The 17,833-nt window shown below is 63.7% G+C and carries 16 protein-coding genes; 9 read left to right on the top strand and 7 right to left on the bottom strand.

The features are described 5' to 3' along the window. Positions 1-234 precede the first annotated feature (234 nt). Positions 235-1,176, bottom strand: coding sequence for an HTH-type transcriptional regulator CysB (gene cysB, locus GPA21_RS13540; protein ID WP_168988675.1), 942 nt, complete (start codon positions 1,174-1,176; stop codon positions 235-237). 167 nt (positions 1,177-1,343) lie between these two features. Between cysB and GPA21_RS13535 the strand changes: the two genes are divergently transcribed. The 6 genes from GPA21_RS13535 (at position 1,344) to GPA21_RS13510 (ending at position 8,377) form a co-directional block, all read left to right on the top strand. Beyond that, complete coding sequence (locus GPA21_RS13535) at positions 1,344-3,026, top strand: nitrite/sulfite reductase (RefSeq protein WP_168988674.1); 1,683 nt, start codon at positions 1,344-1,346, stop codon at positions 3,024-3,026. Then, a complete protein-coding gene (locus GPA21_RS13530; RefSeq protein ID WP_168988673.1) occupies positions 3,019-3,543 on the top strand; it encodes a DUF934 domain-containing protein in 525 nt (174 codons plus the stop codon). The genes GPA21_RS13535 and GPA21_RS13530 overlap by 8 nt, the downstream gene beginning before the upstream one ends. Before the next feature lie 16 nt (positions 3,544-3,559). Further along, entirely contained in the window at positions 3,560-4,294 is a 735-nt protein-coding gene (locus GPA21_RS13525; protein ID WP_168988672.1) for a phosphoadenylyl-sulfate reductase, read from the top strand. 121 nt (positions 4,295-4,415) lie between these two features. Beyond that, positions 4,416-5,330, top strand: a complete 915-nt coding sequence (gene cysD, locus GPA21_RS13520) for a sulfate adenylyltransferase subunit CysD (protein WP_168988671.1) — start codon at positions 4,416-4,418, stop codon at positions 5,328-5,330. Positions 5,331-5,604: 274 nt separating this feature from the next. Then, positions 5,605-6,885, top strand: coding sequence for a sulfate adenylyltransferase subunit CysN (gene cysN / locus GPA21_RS13515; protein ID WP_168988670.1), 1,281 nt, complete (start codon positions 5,605-5,607; stop codon positions 6,883-6,885). Between the two features lie 235 nt (positions 6,886-7,120). Beyond that, complete coding sequence (locus GPA21_RS13510; RefSeq protein WP_168988669.1) at positions 7,121-8,377, top strand: nitronate monooxygenase; 1,257 nt, start codon at positions 7,121-7,123, stop codon at positions 8,375-8,377. A 98-nt stretch (positions 8,378-8,475) separates the two neighbouring features. Here GPA21_RS13510 and GPA21_RS13505 read toward each other — a convergent pair whose 3' ends face one another. Next, entirely contained in the window at positions 8,476-10,578 is a 2,103-nt protein-coding gene (locus GPA21_RS13505; protein ID WP_168988668.1) for an AsmA family protein, read from the bottom strand. 174 nt (positions 10,579-10,752) lie between these two features. On the opposite strand from GPA21_RS13505, the gene GPA21_RS13500 reads away from it, so the two are divergent. The 3 genes from GPA21_RS13500 to GPA21_RS13490 all read left to right on the top strand — a co-directional run bounded on the left by GPA21_RS13500 (position 10,753) and on the right by GPA21_RS13490 (position 13,862). After that, positions 10,753-12,240 carry an NfeD family protein gene (locus GPA21_RS13500; RefSeq protein WP_339379905.1) on the top strand — a complete coding sequence of 496 codons (1,488 nt, stop codon included), beginning with the start codon at positions 10,753-10,755 and terminating at the stop codon, positions 12,238-12,240. Next, positions 12,237-13,022, top strand: coding sequence for a slipin family protein (locus GPA21_RS13495; protein WP_168988667.1), 786 nt, complete (start codon positions 12,237-12,239; stop codon positions 13,020-13,022). Before GPA21_RS13500 ends, GPA21_RS13495 begins: the two co-directional genes overlap by 4 nt. A 63-nt stretch (positions 13,023-13,085) precedes the next feature. Continuing rightward, entirely contained in the window at positions 13,086-13,862 is a 777-nt protein-coding gene (locus tag GPA21_RS13490) for a ferredoxin--NADP reductase (RefSeq protein WP_168988666.1), read from the top strand. Between the two features lie 22 nt (positions 13,863-13,884). On the opposite strand, the gene GPA21_RS13485 is transcribed toward GPA21_RS13490, so the two are convergent. From GPA21_RS13485 to hslV, 5 genes are all read right to left on the bottom strand, one after another. Then, positions 13,885-14,199 carry a putative signal transducing protein gene (locus tag GPA21_RS13485; protein ID WP_168988665.1) on the bottom strand — a complete coding sequence of 105 codons (315 nt, stop codon included), beginning with the start codon at positions 14,197-14,199 and terminating at the stop codon, positions 13,885-13,887. Continuing rightward, entirely contained in the window at positions 14,196-14,927 is a 732-nt protein-coding gene (locus GPA21_RS13480; protein ID WP_168988664.1) for an alanyl-tRNA editing protein, read from the bottom strand. The genes GPA21_RS13485 and GPA21_RS13480 overlap by 4 nt, the downstream gene beginning before the upstream one ends. A 63-nt stretch (positions 14,928-14,990) precedes the next feature. Next, complete coding sequence (locus tag GPA21_RS13475; RefSeq protein WP_168988663.1) at positions 14,991-15,866, bottom strand: AEC family transporter; 876 nt, start codon at positions 15,864-15,866, stop codon at positions 14,991-14,993. Between the two features lie 18 nt (positions 15,867-15,884). Continuing rightward, positions 15,885-17,216, bottom strand: a complete 1,332-nt coding sequence (gene hslU, locus GPA21_RS13470) for an ATP-dependent protease ATPase subunit HslU (RefSeq protein WP_168988662.1) — start codon at positions 17,214-17,216, stop codon at positions 15,885-15,887. A 4-nt stretch (positions 17,217-17,220) separates the two neighbouring features. Beyond that, the gene (gene hslV / locus GPA21_RS13465; protein ID WP_168988661.1) at positions 17,221-17,760 is read right to left on the bottom strand and encodes an ATP-dependent protease subunit HslV; all 540 of its coding nucleotides are present in this window, start codon (positions 17,758-17,760) and stop codon (positions 17,221-17,223) included. Between the last annotated feature and the right edge of the window lie 73 nt (positions 17,761-17,833).

The following is a 17,833-nucleotide window of genomic DNA, read 5'->3' as shown; positions in this document are numbered from 1 at the left end:
GGCGAATTCCATCAGGGCCAGCAGACATCGGGTCTGCCAAACAGGCCGGATATAAGACTGCAGCCAGACTCTGGAACGTCAAAAATGCAAACTTCACTTGCCAAACCGGGAGGCGTCCATATAAGCGCCGTGAGGCGCGAATTCGGCACCTGCGCCCCGCCACCATCGGTACTCTGGCACTGCTCCGATTGCCGCTTACGCGCTCGCGGCGGGTCCATCTTGCCCTCGCGAGGCTCACAACTGATAGTCGTCCCCACCCCCCGCAATCGCGGTTTCGACGCTGCGCCGCGTCAGGTGGGGCGCAAACAGTTCGATGAAGGCGTAGATGTAGCCGCGCAGATAGGCGTTGCGGCGCAGGCCGATTCGGGTCGTGCTCGACTCGAACAGATGGGCGGCATCAGCCATGCCAAGCTCTCGGTCGGCCGCTGGGTCGAACGCCATGCGGGCGAGAATGCCGATGCCCAAATCCATGCTGACATAGGTCTTGATCACGTCCGAGTCGATCGCGGTGAGCACCACGTTGGGCTTGAGTCCGCGGCCGAGAAAGGCCTTGTTGATCAGGCTGCGGCCGGTAAAGGCGTCGTCGTAGGTGATCAGCGGATAGCGCGCAATCGCCTCGAGAGTCAGCGGGCTCGCCTGCAGGATGGGGTGACGCGGCGTGGCGACGATGCAGCGGTTCCACTGGTAGCACGGGAGCATCACCAACTCCTCGTACTCATCGATCGCCTCGGTCGCGATCGCAATGTCCGCTTCGCCCGAGAGCACCATCTCGCAGACCTGCCGCGGGCTCCCCTGATGCAGCGAGAGCCGCACCTCCGGGAAACGACCCACGAAGTCGCGGATCACCTTGGGCAGCACATAACGCGCCTGGGTGTGTGTGGTAGCAATCGACAGGCTGCCGCGCGACTCGTTACTGAACTCCTCTCCGACCTGCTTGAGGCTCGCCATATCGCGCAGCATGCGCTCGGCGAGCTGGAGCACCTGGCGTCCCGGTTCGGTGACGCCGACCAGACGCTTGCCGTGACGCACGAAAACCTCGACCCCAAGCTCGTCCTCGAGCTGACGGATCTGCTTGGACACCCCGGGCTGCGAGGTGAACAGCGCATCGGCGGCAGCCGACACGTTGAGGTTCTGGCGCACGACTTCGTGGATGTAGCGCAGTTGCTGAAGGTTCATGTCAGTTTAGGATTTTTATAACCACGAGTTATTTTAAACCAACCAGAACCGCCTTCCTCAAGCTTAATCACAACACTACCATCGCTTCACTCCAACAAAGCGAGTGAGACCGGGGGTCTTCACTTGCAACGCCGGACAATCACCCGCCGGCCCCGACCGAGACTGCCATGTACCGCTACGACACCTACGACCAGCGCATCATCGACGAACGCGTCGCCCAGTTCCGGGATCAGACCCGGCGCTATCTGGCGGGCGAGTTGAGCGACGACGAGTTTCGCCCACTGCGCCTGCAGAATGGTCTCTACATCCAGCGACATGCGCCGATGCTGAGGGTAGCAATCCCCTATGGCCTGCTGTCGAGCCGCCAGCTTCGCAAGCTAGCCGAGATCGCCCGCCGCTATGACCATGGTTACGGCCACTTCACGACGCGTCAGAACATCCAGTACAACTGGCCCAAGCTGGAGGATGTACCCGAGATACTGGCCGAACTGGCCACCGTTCAGATGCACGCGATCCAGACCTCGGGCAACTGCATCCGCAACATCACCTCCGACCCGTTCGCCGGTGTCGCCGGTGACGAGCGTATCGACCCCCGTCCGTGGTGCGAAATTCTGCGCCAGTGGAGCACTTTTCACCCCGAGTTCGCCTATCTGCCGCGCAAGTTCAAGATTGCAGTGAATGGCGCGGACCACGACCGTGCAGTGATCCAGGCGCACGACATCGGGCTCGAGCTGGTACGCAACGATGCCGGCGAGACCGGTTTTCGGGTGCTGGTCGGCGGCGGCCTGGGGCGTACTCCGATCATCGGCGAACAGATCGCCGACTTCGTGCCCTGGCGCGACATCCTGACTTACTGCGAGGCCATCCTGCGGGTGTATAACCGCTTCGGCCGGCGCGACAACATGTACAAGGCGCGCATCAAGATCCTGGTCAAGGCGCTGGGCATCGACGCCTTCCGCGAGCAGGTCGAGGCCGAGTGGGTGCATCTGCGTGGCGGCCCGTCGACGCTGACCGAGGTCGAACTCGAGCGCGTCGCCGCGCACTTCATCGATCCGGATTACGTGACCCTGCCCGGGGACGACCTTGGTCATCGCCGCCATCTCGCCGAGAGCAAGGCCTACGCGGCGTGGGTGAAACGCAATGTGCGCGCCCACAAGCAGCCCGGCTACGCAATCGTCACACTGTCGACCAAGCACGCCAAAGTCGCGCCCGGCGACGTCACCGCCGAACAGATGGTACACATCGCCGAGTGGGCGGACGCCTGGAGCTTCGGCGAGTTGCGTATCACGCATGAGCAGAACGTGGTGCTCGCCGACGTGCGGCAGTCCGACCTCTACGCCCTGTGGCAACAGGCGCGCGAAGCCGGGCTTGCCAGCCCCAACATCGGCCTGCTCACCGACATCATCGCCTGCCCCGGCGGCGATTTCTGCAACCTCGCCAACGCCAAGTCGATCCCGATCGCCAACGCCATCCAGGCCCGTTTCGACGATCTCGACTACCTGCACGACATCGGCGGCATCGAGATCAACATCTCGGGCTGCATGAACGCCTGCGGTCATCACCACGTTGGTCATATCGGCATTCTCGGCGTCGACAAGAACGGCGCGGAGTTCTACCAGGTCACCCTCGGCGGCAGCCAGGGTAACAACACCACGCTGGGCAAGGTCATCGGCCCGTCCTTCGGTGCGGCCGACATGCCGGACGTGATTACCCAGATCATCGAAACCTATGTCGCCGAGCGCAATGAAGACGAGCGCTTCATCGACACCGTGCGCCGCACCGGCATCGAGCCCTTCAAGACCCGAGTCTATGCCGACCGCCAGCCCAACAGGAAAGTCGCCAATGCCTAAGCTCATCAGAAACCGGCAAATCGTAGAAGACGCCCGGCCCGTCGTCATTCTGGAGGAGGGAGAGACCGCCGCCACGATCGCGCTCCCCGAGGGTGGCGCGATCGTGCCGCTGGCGGTCTGGCAAGCGCGCCGCGACGAGCTGCTGGCCCATGGCTGCTTCGGCGTGTGGCTCGCGGGCGACCAGGAGCCACGCGACCTCGCGGATGACCTCGCGCAGCTGCAGACGATCGCGATCCATTTCCCGAAGTTCGCTGACGGACGCGGCTACTCGCTCGCCACGCTGCTGCGCAGCCGCTTCGGTTATCGTGGCGAACTCCGTGCCATCGGCGAGGTGCTGCGCGACCAGTTCAACTATCTGGTGCGCTGTGGCTTCGATGCGCTGCAACCCGCCGAGGGTCGCTACACCGACACCCAGCTTCTGGCAGCGCTCGGCAGCATCGCCGATTTCAGTGAGCCCTACCAGGTTTCGGCAGCCGTGCCAGACCCGCTGTTCCGCCGTGTCCGTCGCGCCGCCTGACGCGAGGAGAATCCCGATGACGCCGAACATGAACCCCGACCTCGCCGACGCAAACCTGCGCCGCGCGCTGGACGACAAGACCACCGCCGCGATCGACCTGCTGACCGCTGCGGCCCGCGAGTTTCCCGCGATCGCGCTGGCCAACAGCCTGGGCGCCGAGGACATGGTCCTCACTGACATGATCGTGCGCAATGAGCTCGACATCGAGGTTTTCTCGCTCGACACCGGTCGTCTGCCTGCGGAGACCTACGAGCTGATGGCCGAGGTGCAAAAGCGCTACGATCTACGACTTAAGGTCTACTACCCGAACCACGAGAGCGTGGAGCTGTTCGTGCGCAACCATGGCATCAACGCCTTCTATGACTCGGTCGAGCTGCGCAAGGCCTGCTGCCACGCCCGCAAGGTCGAGCCGCTGGCGCGTGCACTGGCCGGCAAGCGCGCCTGGATCACCGGTTTGCGTGCGCAACAGTCCGCGACCCGGGCGGCGCTCGCGGTGCGCGATTTCGACGCCACGCATGGCATCGAAAAGTTCAGCCCGCTCGCCGACTGGAGCGAAAAGGAGGTCTGGGCCTACATTCGGCTGCATGAGGTGCCCTACAACAGACTGCACGACCGCTTCTACCCCAGCATCGGCTGCGCGCCCTGCACCCGCCCAGTCGCCATCGGCGAGGACATCCGCGCCGGCCGATGGTGGTGGGAAGACCCGGAGAGCAAGGAATGCGGGCTTCACGTCAAGCGGAGCGGCGCATGACTCATCAGCCGAAATCCCCCATCGGGCGCAGAGTATCCACTCAGCTGGCCGCCCTGCGTGCCGGCATCCGCGCCGCGCTACGCGCCTTCAGCCAGAACACCCAACGAAATTCGAGATAGCCATGTCGACCCTTACCAGACAAACCCTGACCCACCTCGATTGGCTCGAGGCCGAGGCCATCCACATCCTGCGCGAAGTCGCCGGCCAGTGCGCCAACCCCGCGCTGCTGTTTTCCGGTGGCAAGGACTCGATCTGCCTGCTGCGTCTGGCCGAAAAAGCCTTTCGCCCCGGCCGCTTCCCGTTTCCGCTGCTGCACATCGACACCGGGCACAACTACCCGGAGGTGATCGCCTTCCGGGATCGTCGCGCCGCCGAGCTGGGCGAGCGCCTGATCGTGCGCTCGGTCGAAGATTCGATGGCGCGCGGCAGCGTGGTGCTCAAGCACTCCGGCGAGTCGCGCAACAAGCACCAGTCAGTGACCTTGCTCGAGGCGATCGAGGAATTCGGCTTCGACGCCTGCATTGGCGGCGCACGCCGCGACGAGGAGAAGGCACGCGCCAAGGAGCGGATCATGAGCTTCCGCGACGAATTCGGCCAGTGGGATCCAAAGAACCAGCGCCCCGAGCTGTGGAACCTCTTCAACGCGCGCAGCCACAAGGGCGAGAACATCCGTGCCTTCCCGATCAGCAACTGGACCGAACTCGACGTATGGCAGTACATCGAGCGCGAGCAGCTGGAACTACCGAACATCTACTTCGCACACGAACGTGAGGTGGTGCGCAAGGGTGCGCTGCTGCAACCGGTCACCGAACTGACGCCGGCGGCAGCCGACGACAAGGTCGAGACCCTGCGCGTGCGCTTCCGCACGGTTGGCGACATCACCTGCACCGCGCCGGTCGAGTCGGACGCCGACAGCGTCGCCAAGATCCTGCTCGAAACCGCCACCACGACGATCACCGAGCGCGGCGCGACCCGCCTCGACGACCAGACCTCGGATGCCTCGATGGAGCAGCGCAAGAAGGAAGGGTATTTCTGATGCCAGCCACCGGGATTCGCGGCTCACGCCGCTCCCACAAGCATCGGCCACCGCTGTGCCAGTGCGCGTCCATCACCTGTGGGAGCGGCGTAAGCCGCGAAATGGACAACGCAACCGGCAACGCGGTTGCCATAGGCCAGCGCTGCCTTCGCGGCTCACGCCGCTCCTACACGGACCACGAACGCATCCACAACCAGTGGGAGCCGCGTGAGCGGCGAATAGCCGCCGTAGCGACTCCACTGATCCAAGACAAAGCATTACAGGAACCATGAACATGTCCGCACCCGAAAACCTGCCCGGCATCGACAACGGTCTGCTGCGCTTCCTGACCTGCGGCAACGTGGACGACGGCAAGAGCACGTTGATCGGTCGCCTGCTCTTCGACAGCAAGACGATTCTCGCTGACACCCTCAACGCCATCGAAGCCACCTCGAAAAAGCGCGGCCTGGGCGCAGTGGACCTGTCCCTGCTCACCGACGGCCTGCAGGCCGAACGCGAGCAAGGCATCACCATCGACGTCGCCTACCGCTACTTCTCGACCGGTACGCGCAAGTACATCATCGCCGACGCGCCGGGCCACGAGCAGTACACCCGCAACATGGTCACCGCGGCATCCACCGCCAACCTGGCCATCATCCTCGTCGACGCCCGCCGCGGCGTACAGACCCAGACCCGACGCCACTCGCTCATCGCGCACCTGGTCGGCATCCCGCATCTGGTCGTCGCGGTGAACAAGATGGACCTCGTCGATTACGATCAGAAGGTGTTCGAGAAGATCCGCGCGGACTACGTCGCTTTCGCCGACAAGCTCGGTATCAGCGACGTACGCTTCGTGCCCATGTCCGCGCTCAACGGCGACATGGTGGTCGATCGTGGTGAGCGCCTCGGCTGGTATGCCGGCCCGACCCTGCTGGAGATGCTCGAGAAAGCGCCGGCGGCCCACACCGAGCGGCCCGAAGATTTCCGCTTTCCGGTGCAATACGTATGCCGGCCGCGCGACTCCGCGAACCCGGAGCTGCACGACTATCGCGGCTTCATGGGTCGGGTGGAGTCCGGCGAGATCTCGGTGGGCGATGCGGTCACCGTGCTCCCGTCGGGGCGCAGCAGTGTCGTGCGCGCGATCGAAATCGGCGGGGTATCGCGCGAGCGCGCAATCCATGAGGAGTCGGTAACACTGTTGCTAGCGGACGAGATCGACGTGTCGCGCGGCGACATGATCGTCAAGCAGGAAGAGGCTCCCCGTGTGCTCAAGCAACTCGAGGCGACGGTATGCTGGTTGTCCGAAACGCCGCTGGCGCCGGCTCGTACCTACATCCTGCGTCACACCACGCGCGAAGTGCGGGCGAAGGTTTCGCTGATCGAGCACCGGCTCGACCTCAACACGCTCGAGCACGCGCAGTGTGCCACGCTCGAAATGAACGACATCGCTCGGGTCTCGCTCAAACTCGCGCAGCCGGTCTTCGCCGACGCCTACCGCGCCAACCGCGCGACCGGTGCATTCATCCTGATCGATGAGAGCACCAACAACACCGTGGCTGCGGGAATGATCCGCTGACAGAGCTGACCTCGCTCAACAAAGGAGGAAATTGCGCAGGATATGGGTCACGTTGTCGACGTTTTCGTGTTAAAAAGGCTGTTTTTTCGGGCAACGACGAAACATCACTGACCAGATGCCAAAACCGCAGTGCCAGCGCGGTTGTGTTGGTGAGAGCGGCTATGGTTGAATCAGAGTGTTTCGTCGAACGGGCCCAGAGCAGTAGGCCGATACGCCCCAAGGACACACAGCAGCCATGAAATGCGTCGATGACTTCCGCCTGAGATTCGGTAACCGAGAATACGTCCCGATCATGATCGGCGGCATGGGGGTCGACATCTCGACCGCCGACCTGTCGCTCGAAGCTGCCCGACTCGGCGGCATCGGGCACATTTCCGACGCAATGCTGCCCACCGTCAGTGATCGCCGCTACGACACCAAGTACGTCCGCGACAAGCTCAAGCAGTACAAATACAACGTCGCCAACGCCGACAAGTCGGAGGTGCAGTTCGACCTCGGACTGATCGCCGAGGCAACCGACACCCATGTGCGCCGAACGATGGAGCGCAAACGCGGCGACGGGCTCATTTTCATCAACTGCATGGAGAAGCTGACGATGAACAGCCCGAAGGAAACCCTTCGGGCACGGCTGCGCGCCGCACTCGACGCCGGCATCGACGGCATCACGCTCGCGGCCGGACTGCATTTGGGCTCGTTCGCCCTGATCGAGGATCACCCCCGCTTCCGTGACGCCAAGCTCGGCATCATCGTCTCGTCCCTGCGAGCGCTGCAGTTGTTCCTCAAGAAATCTTCACGCACCGGACGGCTACCAGACTTCGTCGTCGTGGAAGGTCCGCTCGCCGGCGGACACCTCGGTTTCGGCATGGACTGGGCAGAGTACGATCTGGCCACCATTACCGCCGAGATCCAAGCCTGGCTGAAGGCCGAACAGCTCGACATCCCCTTGATCGCGGCAGGCGGTGTATTCACCGGCTCGGACGCGGTTTCCTTCCTCGAGAACGGCGCAGCGGCAGTCCAGGTCGCTACACGTTTCACTGTCACCCAGGAATGCGGGCTTCCGGCTGACGTTCAACAGCACTATTTCGCCGCCAGCGAAGAAGAGATTGAAGTCAACACCATCTCGCCCACCGGCTACCCGATGCGCATGCTCAAGAGCAGCCCGGCGATCGGCGCGGGCATTAGGCCGAACTGCGAGGCCTACGGTTATCTGCTCGACTCCAGCGGCAACTGTGCGTACATCAACGCCTATAACCGCGAACTCGCGCTTCACCCGGACGCGAAGCGCCTCAAGGTGATGGACAAAACCTGTCTGTGCACCCACATGCGCAACTTCGACTGCTGGACCTGTGGTCACTACACCTACCGGCTCAAGGACACCACGCGCCGCAACCCGGACGGCAGCTACCAGATCCTGAGCGCCGAGCACGTGTTCCACGACTACCAGTTCAGCAAGGACAACAAGGTCGCCCTGCCGGAAGAGGCCGCTGCCTGACTGGTTCTTCGGTGTGTTTCGCTTCGCTCGACACACCCTATGATGTCGTGATCGGCGCCCTGCATAGGGTGTGTTGAACCGAAGGCGAAACGCACCGCTTACCGCAACAAGCCTCGCAGGCCCCGACGCAGCTCTTGCTGCAACTCCTGTGGCGCACGCTCGAGCACCCGCTCTTCGATCCGCTCCCGGGCGCGAGCGGAGAGGTTTTCGGCGATTAGGGTTTCGACGTCCAGCGCATAGGTCGGGCGATCGAAACTGCCGCCAACGCGAATCGGCACCGTGACGCCGCGCAAGGCATCGCGGTCTGCCCCACCCTGCCCTTCAAGCGAGCCGACCAGGCTGGCACGGATGCGGTAGTCGATCTGCTCGCTCACCAGGTTGGCGCTGCCGTCACCACTCACCCGCAGTAGCGGCGAGCGCATCGCGAGGTCGTCATTGCGCGCCACGCCCGATGCAATACGCACAGTGCCACTGAGTTCGGTGAAATCGGTCTGATTCGGACCGGACTCGGCCGGCACCGGTTGACCACGCAAACGAGCGGCGGCTTCGCGAAGGTACTGCGCCACGTTCACGCCTTTGACTGCGCCGTCGGAGAAACGGAATTCGGCGTTGCCGTTCAAGGTTCGGCGCACCTCCTGTTCCGTCGTGCCATCGGCCTGCAGTCGCGCCCGCAGGTCGCCACGCCCGGTGAGCCGCTCCTCGGCACCGGTCAGATCACGCAACAGGCTGCCGATCTGCACGCCAGACAGGGACTCATCCATCGTGATGCGCAACGGCGTTCTGCGCGCATCGAGCTGAACATTGCCAGCATACCGCCCTCCGTAGAGCGCGGCCGACATCGGCGCAAGTCGTATCAGCCCTCCCTCGGCCCGGGTGTTGATCTCGATCTCCGACACCGTCAGTCCGCTGGCCACCAGCCGCCCGATGCGGAGACGTCCTTGCATGTCCAGCGCCCTCAAGGCCTCCGGCGCCGCCCCGCTTGCAGCGGCGCCAGCAGCGGCGCCTGGCGTCGCGGCGCCCTCGGGCGCATCGGGCGGAAGGTAGCGATCGAGATCAATGGCGTCGAGCGCAAGGTCGAAACGCACGGACTGTTTCGACAGGTCGACGAGACCGGCCTCGCCACGCAGGCGGCTATCATCCAGTTGCAGGTCGATGTCATGCAGCATGAGGCTTTGTGATGACGCTTCGAGGGCCAGACTCAGGCCGGCACTCGTCAGCGCGGATGCGTCCGATGTCACCGGGGCGGCTTCACCCAGCGCACGAATCACCGCCTTCGGGTCAAATCGGGGAGCCGAAAGCCGACCCGACACCGACGGGTTCGCGGAGAGATCCTTGCCGTTCAGGCTACCCTCGAGTCTCAGCCCCAGCACCTCGAGCACGAGTCCGGACAGGGCGAGCGAGTCGGAAGCCAGATCGAGCGCCACATCGCTCCTCAGCGCGAGCTGCTTGCGCCCCCCGGGCAAGCTATCACCTGCGCCATCGAACCGGATGTCCAGGCCCGCGACCTGCAGCCGCTCGCGGTCCGGCCAGACGGTCAACCTGCCCGCGAGATCGAACCGACCGCGGAGCGCCGGTTCGTCCAGCGCAAGATCGAAACCGAGCGCGGTGTCGAACGGAACGCCCGGCCGAATCGCATCGGTGACCAGATCAAGGCCGCTCAGCTCGTGTCGCACTCCGGCCTGGGCGTCCTCCCAGATCAATCTTGCCGACCTGACCTCTACACCGCCGATAGCGAAAACCCCGGCGCCGGCAGCAAGCCCGTCTCGTCCGCGACGATGCGTGTCGTCCTCGCTGGTGTCACTCACCAAGTCCGCCCAGTTCGGGCGTCCCTCGGCATCTCGCGCCAGCTTGAGTTCGAGCCCTTCGAGTACAACCCGGTCGACATCGACCTCTCCCCGCAGCAAGGGCAAGATCCGCGCTCTCGCCTGCACTTGTCCGACACGAACGAAAGGCGTGTCCCCAAAGCCGGGGGCGTCGCCCAGCGAGACCTCGGCCAGCTCGACGCCAAGCCAGGGGAACAGGGACAGGCCGATGTCGCCGCCGATCACCAGCTCGCGCCCGGTCTGCCGCTCGACCTCCGCCGCAAGCCGATCACGATACGTATTGGGATCGAACACCAGTGCGAGATAGGCCGCACCGAGCCCGACGACGAGAAGAATCAGCCCGAACACAATGGCCAAGCTGCGCAATACGGTTTTCATTCGCTTATTCCCGGGTCATCGTCATGAGACGAACTCGAGCGTATCAACCGCACCCGCGCCAGGCAAGGGCGGTGACACAGTTTCACGAGTCGGGGAACAAGGCAGAGAGTCACCACTCATATCAATCAAGATGTAGTATGGACGGGTATGCTGGACGGACTGGAGGAAACGAGCTTGCCGGTCATTGTCAGACGTGCGTTATCGGTATTGCTGCTACTCGGCGGGATGGTTCTGCTGAGCTTGTCGGTCGCCGAACCACCACCGCAATCGGGCACCGTAGTCACACTGCGGGTCGACGGCGCGATCGGCCCGGCGACCTCGGATTTCATTACCCGTGGCTTTGCGATCGCTGCCGAGCGCAACGCCGGCCTGATCATTATCGAGATGGACACCCCCGGCGGGCTCGACACCTCGATGCGGGCGATCATCAAACACATTCTCGCCTCGCCGATCCCGGTCGCGACCTACGTCAGCCCCGAGGGTGCGCGAGCTGCGAGCGCGGGCACCTTCATCCTCTACGCGAGCCATATCGCCGCAATGGCACCCGCGACAAACCTTGGTGCCGCTTCACCGGTGGCGATCGGCGGCCCGCCGGGCCCGGCCGGCGCGCCGCGACCGGGTGGAGGCGGCGGAGGCGGTGAAACAGAAACACCAACAGCGGCGCCAGAGGCAGGCGACGAGGCGGCAGACGAGTCCGCTGAAGCCGACAAACCGGCGGCACGACCGGCTACGCCCCCAAGCGCGGCCGGGGTCATGGAGAAGGCAACCAGCGATGCCGCCGCATATATCCGCAGCCTCGCGCAATTGCGCGGTCGCGACGCGGACTTTGCCGAGCGAGCGGTGCGCGAAGCCGCCAGCCTGTCAGCCAGCGAAGCGCTGGAGGCCGGTGTCATCGACGTCATCGCAATCAGCCTCACTGACCTGCTCGAGCAACTTGACGGGCGTGAAATACGTCTGGACTCCGGCAATGTCGTCACGCTGGCCACTGCAGAAGCCGATATCGAACGCATCACGCCGGACTGGCGTAACCAGTTCCTGTCGGTGATCTCCAACCCGCAGATTGCGCTGATCCTGATGATGATCGGGATCTACGGCCTGTTCTTCGAGTTCACCAGCCCGGGCTTCGGCGTACCCGGCGTGGCTGGCCTGATCTGCATCCTGATCGCGATGTATGCCTTCCAGCTCTTGCCGGTGAACTGGGCCGGCGTGGCACTGATCGCGCTGGGTGCGATTCTCATGCTGGCAGAAGCCTTCCTCCCCAGCTTCGGGGTACTGGGCATAGGCGGGGTCGTCGCCTTCATCGTCGGCGGGCTGTTCCTCATGGATAGCGGCATTCCCGGCTTCGGTGTGCCGATCGCGTTTCTGGTCGCACTTGCAGTCTTCAGCGCGCTGACCCTGGTCGCGATCGGTGGCTTTGCGATGCGTGCACGCAAGCGGCGCGTAGTCAGCGGACGCGAGGAGCTGATCGGCGCCGAGGGGGTGATCATCAACGTCGGCGCCGGTGGCGCCTACGCGCATCTGCACGGCGAGAACTGGCGGGTCGACTGCGACAGCGCTCTGCAACCCGGTCAGCACGTGCGGGTGACCGCCATGGACGGCCTGGTGCTCAAAGTGGAGCCGATGGCCGAAGCACTGCACACAGCAACAGGGAGTACAACATGATCCCGGATTTCAACATCGGTCTCGGCACCGTCATCATCCTGTTATTCGCGCTGTTCGTCAGCGCGATCCGAATCCTCCGCGAGTACGAGCGCGGCGTGATCTTCATGCTCGGCCGCTTCTGGAAGGTGAAGGGACCCGGCCTGATCTTCGTCATCCCGGGGCTGCAGCAAATGGTTCGGGTGGACCTGCGGGTCGTGACCATGGACGTCCCAAGCCAGGATGTGATCTCGCGTGACAACGTGTCGGTCAAGGTCAATGCGGTGCTGTACTTCCGGGTGGTGGATCCGGAGCGCGCCATCATCCAGGTGGAGAACTACTTCGACGCCACCAGCCAGCTCGCACAGACCACATTGCGCGCGGTGCTCGGCAAGCACGAGCTCGACGAAATGCTGGCTGAGCGCGAGAAACTCAACCTCGACGTCCAGCAAATACTAGATGCGCAGACCGACGCCTGGGGCATCAAGGTGACCAACGTCGAGATCAAGCACATCGACCTCAACGAAACCATGATCCGCGCGATCGCCCGCCAGGCTGAGGCCGAGCGCGAGCGGCGCGCCAAGGTCATCCACGCCGAAGGCGAAAAGCAGGCCGCGGAAACCCTGATGCAGGCTGCCGAGATGCTGTCGCGTCAGCCGGCGGCGATGCAGTTGCGCTATTTGCAGACCCTGACCCAGGTGGCCGGTGACAAGACGTCGACCCTCGTCTTCCCGGTGCCGGTGGACATCGTCAACATGTTGATGAGCAAGGCCGGCGGCACACCACCGGCCGGTGGCAGCTCTTAGAACGCCGAGAACTTTACCTGACTGTTTTAGTCAACTTTGGCGTCACACCCCAGGGAGATCTGCATGGACGCCAATCAGGACAAGTACACTGTCGAAACCCTCACCGACAAACGTCGGTGGACTGACGGACTGTTCTCCTTCCGTACTACCCGCCACCGGGGTTTTCGCTTCGTTCCCGGCCAGTTCGCCCGCCTCGGTCTGCGCAAGGCCGACGGCACCACGGTGTGGCGAGCGTATTCGATGGTTTCAGCGCCCTATGATGAGCATCTGGAGTTCTTCTCCATCGTCGTGCCCGGCGGCGAGTTCACCCCGATGCTCGCAGAATTGGAGGTCGGTGACCAAGTCCTGGTCGACAAGACCGCTTTCGGTTTTCTGACCACCGACCGCTTCCGTCCAGCCCGCGATCTTTGGTTGCTCGCGACCGGCACAGGTTTGGCCCCGTTCCTGTCCATTCTCCAGGATCCGGCGACCTGGTCGGACTACGAGAACATCGTCGTCGTGCATAGCGTGCGTACTGCCGCGGAGCTGACTTACCTCGAGGAAATGCGGGCCTTGACCGTTCATCCCTTGATCGGCGAACAGGCGCGGCGCCTCCGTCACGTGCCGACGGTAACCCGAGAGGCAGTAGCAAGCGCACTGAACGCCCGAATTCCGGCCCTGATCCGCGACGGCAGGCTTGAAGCTGCTGCGGGGATCCAGCTCGACACCGACCACTCGCGGATCATGATCTGTGGCAACCCCGACATGGTGCGCGACACCCGCTCGACCCTGAAGGAACGGGGCTTCGCCCTCGCGCGACGTGAAAAGACCGGTCAGATGGCGGTCGAGAACGCGTTCTGAGCGGGCCCGGGTGAACCGAAGTTCAAGACTCGAACGGCCTTGCTGACCCGCAGTTCCAGCACTGCGCAAACTGACCCTCGATCGCCTCGCCACAGCATTCGCAAACCCACTCCGGGCCTGGCGGAGCCTGCTCCGCCTCGCGGATGATGGTCCGGGCCATTTCAGCGCTCTCCCGCTCGTCGATCCAGATCTGTGGTCCGGCCTCGATAAAGGGGATGTCCCCCACCGCCCCAGAAAGGAAAGTGTTGCGCACTTCGACGCGGATGCCGGCCGAGCGCAGCAGGTTGGCCTTGTGTTGGGCCTCGAAGATGTCGAGGCAGCGCAGGAAGAGCTTCACTCCGAGTCCGCCGGTTCATCGGGCGCATCGAGAACGATGGTCACCCGTTTGTTGCGTTTGCCCTCGGAACGGATCTTCGTGACCCGCACCCGTCCGATCTCGCCCGTGCGCTTAAGGTGCGTACCGCCACAGGGCTGCAGATCCACGTCAGCGATACGCATGGTGCGCACCGTACCCTGTCCGCGCGGAGGTTGCACCGACATGGTCTTGACCAGGCCGGGATTGGCATCCAGCTCAGCCTCGCTGATCTCGCCGGGTTCCACCGCATCATCACGCGCAATCAATGCATTCAGACGGCTCTCTATATCGGCGGCGTCAAGCCTGTCCATGTCAATGTCGAAATCCAGATGCGCCTTGTCCGCGCCCATGCGCCCGCCGGTAACCGGCGCAGCTACCACTGCACACAGCAGGTGCAGACAGGTGTGATAGCGCATGTGGGTATAGCGGCGAGGCCAGTCGATCGCAGCGGTCACCCGGGTGCCGCGTGCGAGCGCACCGGTATCGCCTTCGACACGATGGACGATGGTGCCCCCATTGCCCTTGATGGTATCCACGACTGTAATGCGAGCGCCATCGGCGAGAACGAGCTGGCCATGATCGCCGGGCTGGCCGCCACCGAGCGGATAGAAGACGGTCCGGTCCAGAATCACACCGTTCTCGTCACAGGCGACGACGATCGCGTCACACAACTGCGCGTAAGCATCCTGTTCGAAAACCCGTTCAGTCATGCCGATCCTCCTACAGCGATTGCCACCGGCCCAGTCTACCTCGACCGCTGGCACCAGTCCGCATCACGGCAGCGAAATCGCCAGCGCCACAGGGAGGAAGAGCAATGCCGCAACGTTGCCGATCAACACCATCGAGGCGACGGTTTCGGGATCCTGGTTGTAGCGCTCGGCGAAGATGTAGTTGAGCACCGCCGGCGGCAGCGCGCCGAACACCAGCAACAACGCCTGCTCCTGCGGCGGCAGGTCGATGAACAGCATCACCGCCATCGCGAGCAACATGCCGACAATCGGGCGCGCAGCCGCAACGAACACCCCGATACCGACCGACGTGATGCGCGAGTCGGTCAAGCGCACGCCGAGTGCGAACAGCATCAACGGGATCGAGATCTCGCCCAGCATGCGAATCGAGATCATCAGCGGCGGCCAGATCTGCACTCCGGCGATGCCGATTGCCAGGCCCGCGAGGGTCGCGATCACCGACGGCACCTTCCACACGGTCCATACCTTGACCCGGTGGTCGAGCAGCCAGGCGCCGTAGGAGAAGTGCAGCAGGTTGGACACCATGAACATCACCACCGCGGGTGCCAACGCGAGTTCGCCGAAGGCGAGCACCGCCAGCGGCAGGCCAAGGTTGCCACAGTTGTTGAACATCATCGGCGGCACCATGGTGCGGGTACCGATGCCGGTCAGCCTCGAGAGACCCCAGGCCGCCAGTCCCGAACCGATGACGACGACCAGGGTCGCCAGCGACAAAGGGATGAACTCGGTGATCCGGAACTCCTTGTTCACCAGTGCGGCGAACACCAGTGCCGGCACGAACACATCCATGTTGAGCTTGTTCGCGTGCGACAGGTCCGGCTTCATCTTCTTGCCGACGAAGTAACCCAGCGCCGTTATCGCGAACAGCGGAAAAAGAATCGAGACAATGCGGATCAGCATGCCGGCCGAAGCTGTCCGTCAGAGCACGTAACGGGCAAGATCCTCCCGCTGAGCGAGTGTTTCGAGGCGTGAGTCGACATACGTGCGGTCGACATGGACCGCGTCGAAGCCGGCCTTGCCCGCGTCGAAGGACACCTCCTCGAGCAGCTTCTCCATCACCGTGTACAGGCGCCGGGCACCGATGTTCTCGGTTTTCTCGTTGACCTGGAAGGCGATCTCGGCGAGCCGGCGGATGCCCTCGTCGGTGAAGTCCAGACGCACACCGTCGGTGGCGAGCAAGGCCTGGTACTGGCGTGTCAGGCAGGCGTCGGTCTGGGTCAGGATGCGTTCGAAGTCCTCGACCGAGAGGTTCTCGAGCTCGACCCGGATCGGGAAGCGGCCCTGAAGCTCGGGGATCAGATCGCTCGGTTTGGACAGGTGAAAGGCGCCGCTGGCGATGAACAGGATGTGATCGGTCTTGATCATGCCGTACTTGGTCGACACCGTCGTACCCTCGACCAGCGGCAGCAAGTCACGCTGCACGCCCTGGCGCGAGACGTCTGCGCCCTGTGCATGCGAGCGCGCGGCGATCTTGTCCACCTCGTCGAGAAACACGATGCCGTTCTGCTCTACCGAGCGGACCGCCTCAGCCTTGACCTCCTCGTCGTTGACCATGCGCGCGGCTTCCTCGTCGGCCAGCGCCTTCATGGCTTCACGGATCTTCATCTTGCGCAGCTTCTTCTTGCCGCCGCCAAGGTTCTGGAACATGCCCTGGATTTGTTGGGTCAGCTCCTCCATGCCCGGTGGGGCGAAAATCTCGGCGGTCATCGCCTGGGCTGACACTTCGATCTCGATCTCCTTGTCATCGAGCTCGCCCTCGCGCAGCTTCTTGCGGAATTTCTGGCGGGTGGCCGAATCCTGCGGCTGCGGTTCGGCGTCGAAGCTCACCGGACGGGCCGGCGGCAACAAGGCGTCGAGCACGCGGTCTTCGGCGGCATCCATCGCACGGTCGCACACCGTGCGCATCGCCTGCTCGCGCATGTCCTTGACGGCGACCTCGGCCAGGTCGCGGATGATGGTCTCGACGTCGCGGCCGACATAGCCGACCTCGGTGAACTTGGTCGCCTCGACCTTGATGAAGGGCGCATTCGCCAGCCGCGCGAGGCGGCGTGCGATCTCGGTCTTGCCGACGCCGGTGGGGCCGATCATCAGGATGTTCTTTGGCGTGATCTCGCTGCGCAGCGGCTCGTCCACCTGGGCACGGCGCCAGCGGTTGCGCAAGGCGATCGCAACCGCCTTCTTGGCCTTGCTCTGGCCGACGATGTGCTTGTCGAGCTCGGAAACGATCTCCGGCGGTGTCATCTGCGTCATTCGGTCATCCCTCCAACACTTCGATGACGTGATTCTGGTTGGTATAAATGCAGACGTCGCCCGCGATCGCAAGCGATTTGGCTACGATATCCTCGGGAGAGAGCTCAGTATTTTCCAACAGGGCGCGAGCCGCGGAATGCGCAAACGCACCCCCACTGCCAATGGCCACCAGACCCTGCTCGGGTTCGAGCACGTCGCCATTGCCGGTAATCACGAGCGAGTGCTCCGCATCAGCCACCGCGAGCATCGCCTCCAGCCGACGCAGCATGCGATCGGTGCGCCAGTCCTTGGCAAGCTCCACGGCACTACGCAACAGGTTGCCCTGGTGTTTGTCCAGCTGGGCCTCGAAGCGTTCGAATAGCGTGAATGCATCCGCAGTGCCGCCGGCGAAGCCAGCGAGAATCTTGCCCTGGTATAAGGTGCGCACCTTGCGCGCGGACGCCTTGATGACGACGTTACCCAGCGTGACCTGTCCGTCGCCACCCAGGGCGACGCGCCGCCCGCGACGGACCGACAGAATCGTGGTGCCGTGATATTGCTCCATTCAAACCCTCTATGTTTGTGCTCGCACCCTGTGTTCAGTGGCGCAATGTGACGGTAGCGACCTGATCGATGCC

It is taken from the genome of Azoarcus taiwanensis (assembly GCF_012910885.1).
Taxonomy (GTDB): Bacteria; Pseudomonadota; Gammaproteobacteria; order Burkholderiales; family Rhodocyclaceae; genus Azoarcus_F; species Azoarcus_F taiwanensis.
Note: the sequence above shows the minus strand (reverse complement) of the source record. Positions and strands in the feature narration are given on the sequence as shown.

Coding starts and splice junctions, on each gene's coding strand:
- cysB (WP_168988675.1), bottom strand. CDS start 1,176: ATGAACCTTCAGCAACTGCGCTACATCCACGAAGTCGTGCGCCAGAAC.
- GPA21_RS13535 (WP_168988674.1), top strand. CDS start 1,344: ATGTACCGCTACGACACCTACGACCAGCGCATCATCGACGAACGCGTC.
- GPA21_RS13530 (WP_168988673.1), top strand. CDS start 3,019: ATGCCTAAGCTCATCAGAAACCGGCAAATCGTAGAAGACGCCCGGCCC.
- GPA21_RS13525 (WP_168988672.1), top strand. CDS start 3,560: ATGACGCCGAACATGAACCCCGACCTCGCCGACGCAAACCTGCGCCGC.
- cysD (WP_168988671.1), top strand. CDS start 4,416: ATGTCGACCCTTACCAGACAAACCCTGACCCACCTCGATTGGCTCGAG.
- cysN (WP_168988670.1), top strand. CDS start 5,605: ATGTCCGCACCCGAAAACCTGCCCGGCATCGACAACGGTCTGCTGCGC.
- GPA21_RS13510 (WP_168988669.1), top strand. CDS start 7,121: ATGAAATGCGTCGATGACTTCCGCCTGAGATTCGGTAACCGAGAATAC.
- GPA21_RS13505 (WP_168988668.1), bottom strand. CDS start 10,578: ATGAAAACCGTATTGCGCAGCTTGGCCATTGTGTTCGGGCTGATTCTT.
- GPA21_RS13495 (WP_168988667.1), top strand. CDS start 12,237: ATGATCCCGGATTTCAACATCGGTCTCGGCACCGTCATCATCCTGTTA.
- GPA21_RS13490 (WP_168988666.1), top strand. CDS start 13,086: ATGGACGCCAATCAGGACAAGTACACTGTCGAAACCCTCACCGACAAA.
- GPA21_RS13480 (WP_168988664.1), bottom strand. CDS start 14,927: ATGACTGAACGGGTTTTCGAACAGGATGCTTACGCGCAGTTGTGTGAC.
- GPA21_RS13475 (WP_168988663.1), bottom strand. CDS start 15,866: ATGCTGATCCGCATTGTCTCGATTCTTTTTCCGCTGTTCGCGATAACG.
- hslU (WP_168988662.1), bottom strand. CDS start 17,216: ATGACGCAGATGACACCGCCGGAGATCGTTTCCGAGCTCGACAAGCAC.
- hslV (WP_168988661.1), bottom strand. CDS start 17,760: ATGGAGCAATATCACGGCACCACGATTCTGTCGGTCCGTCGCGGGCGG.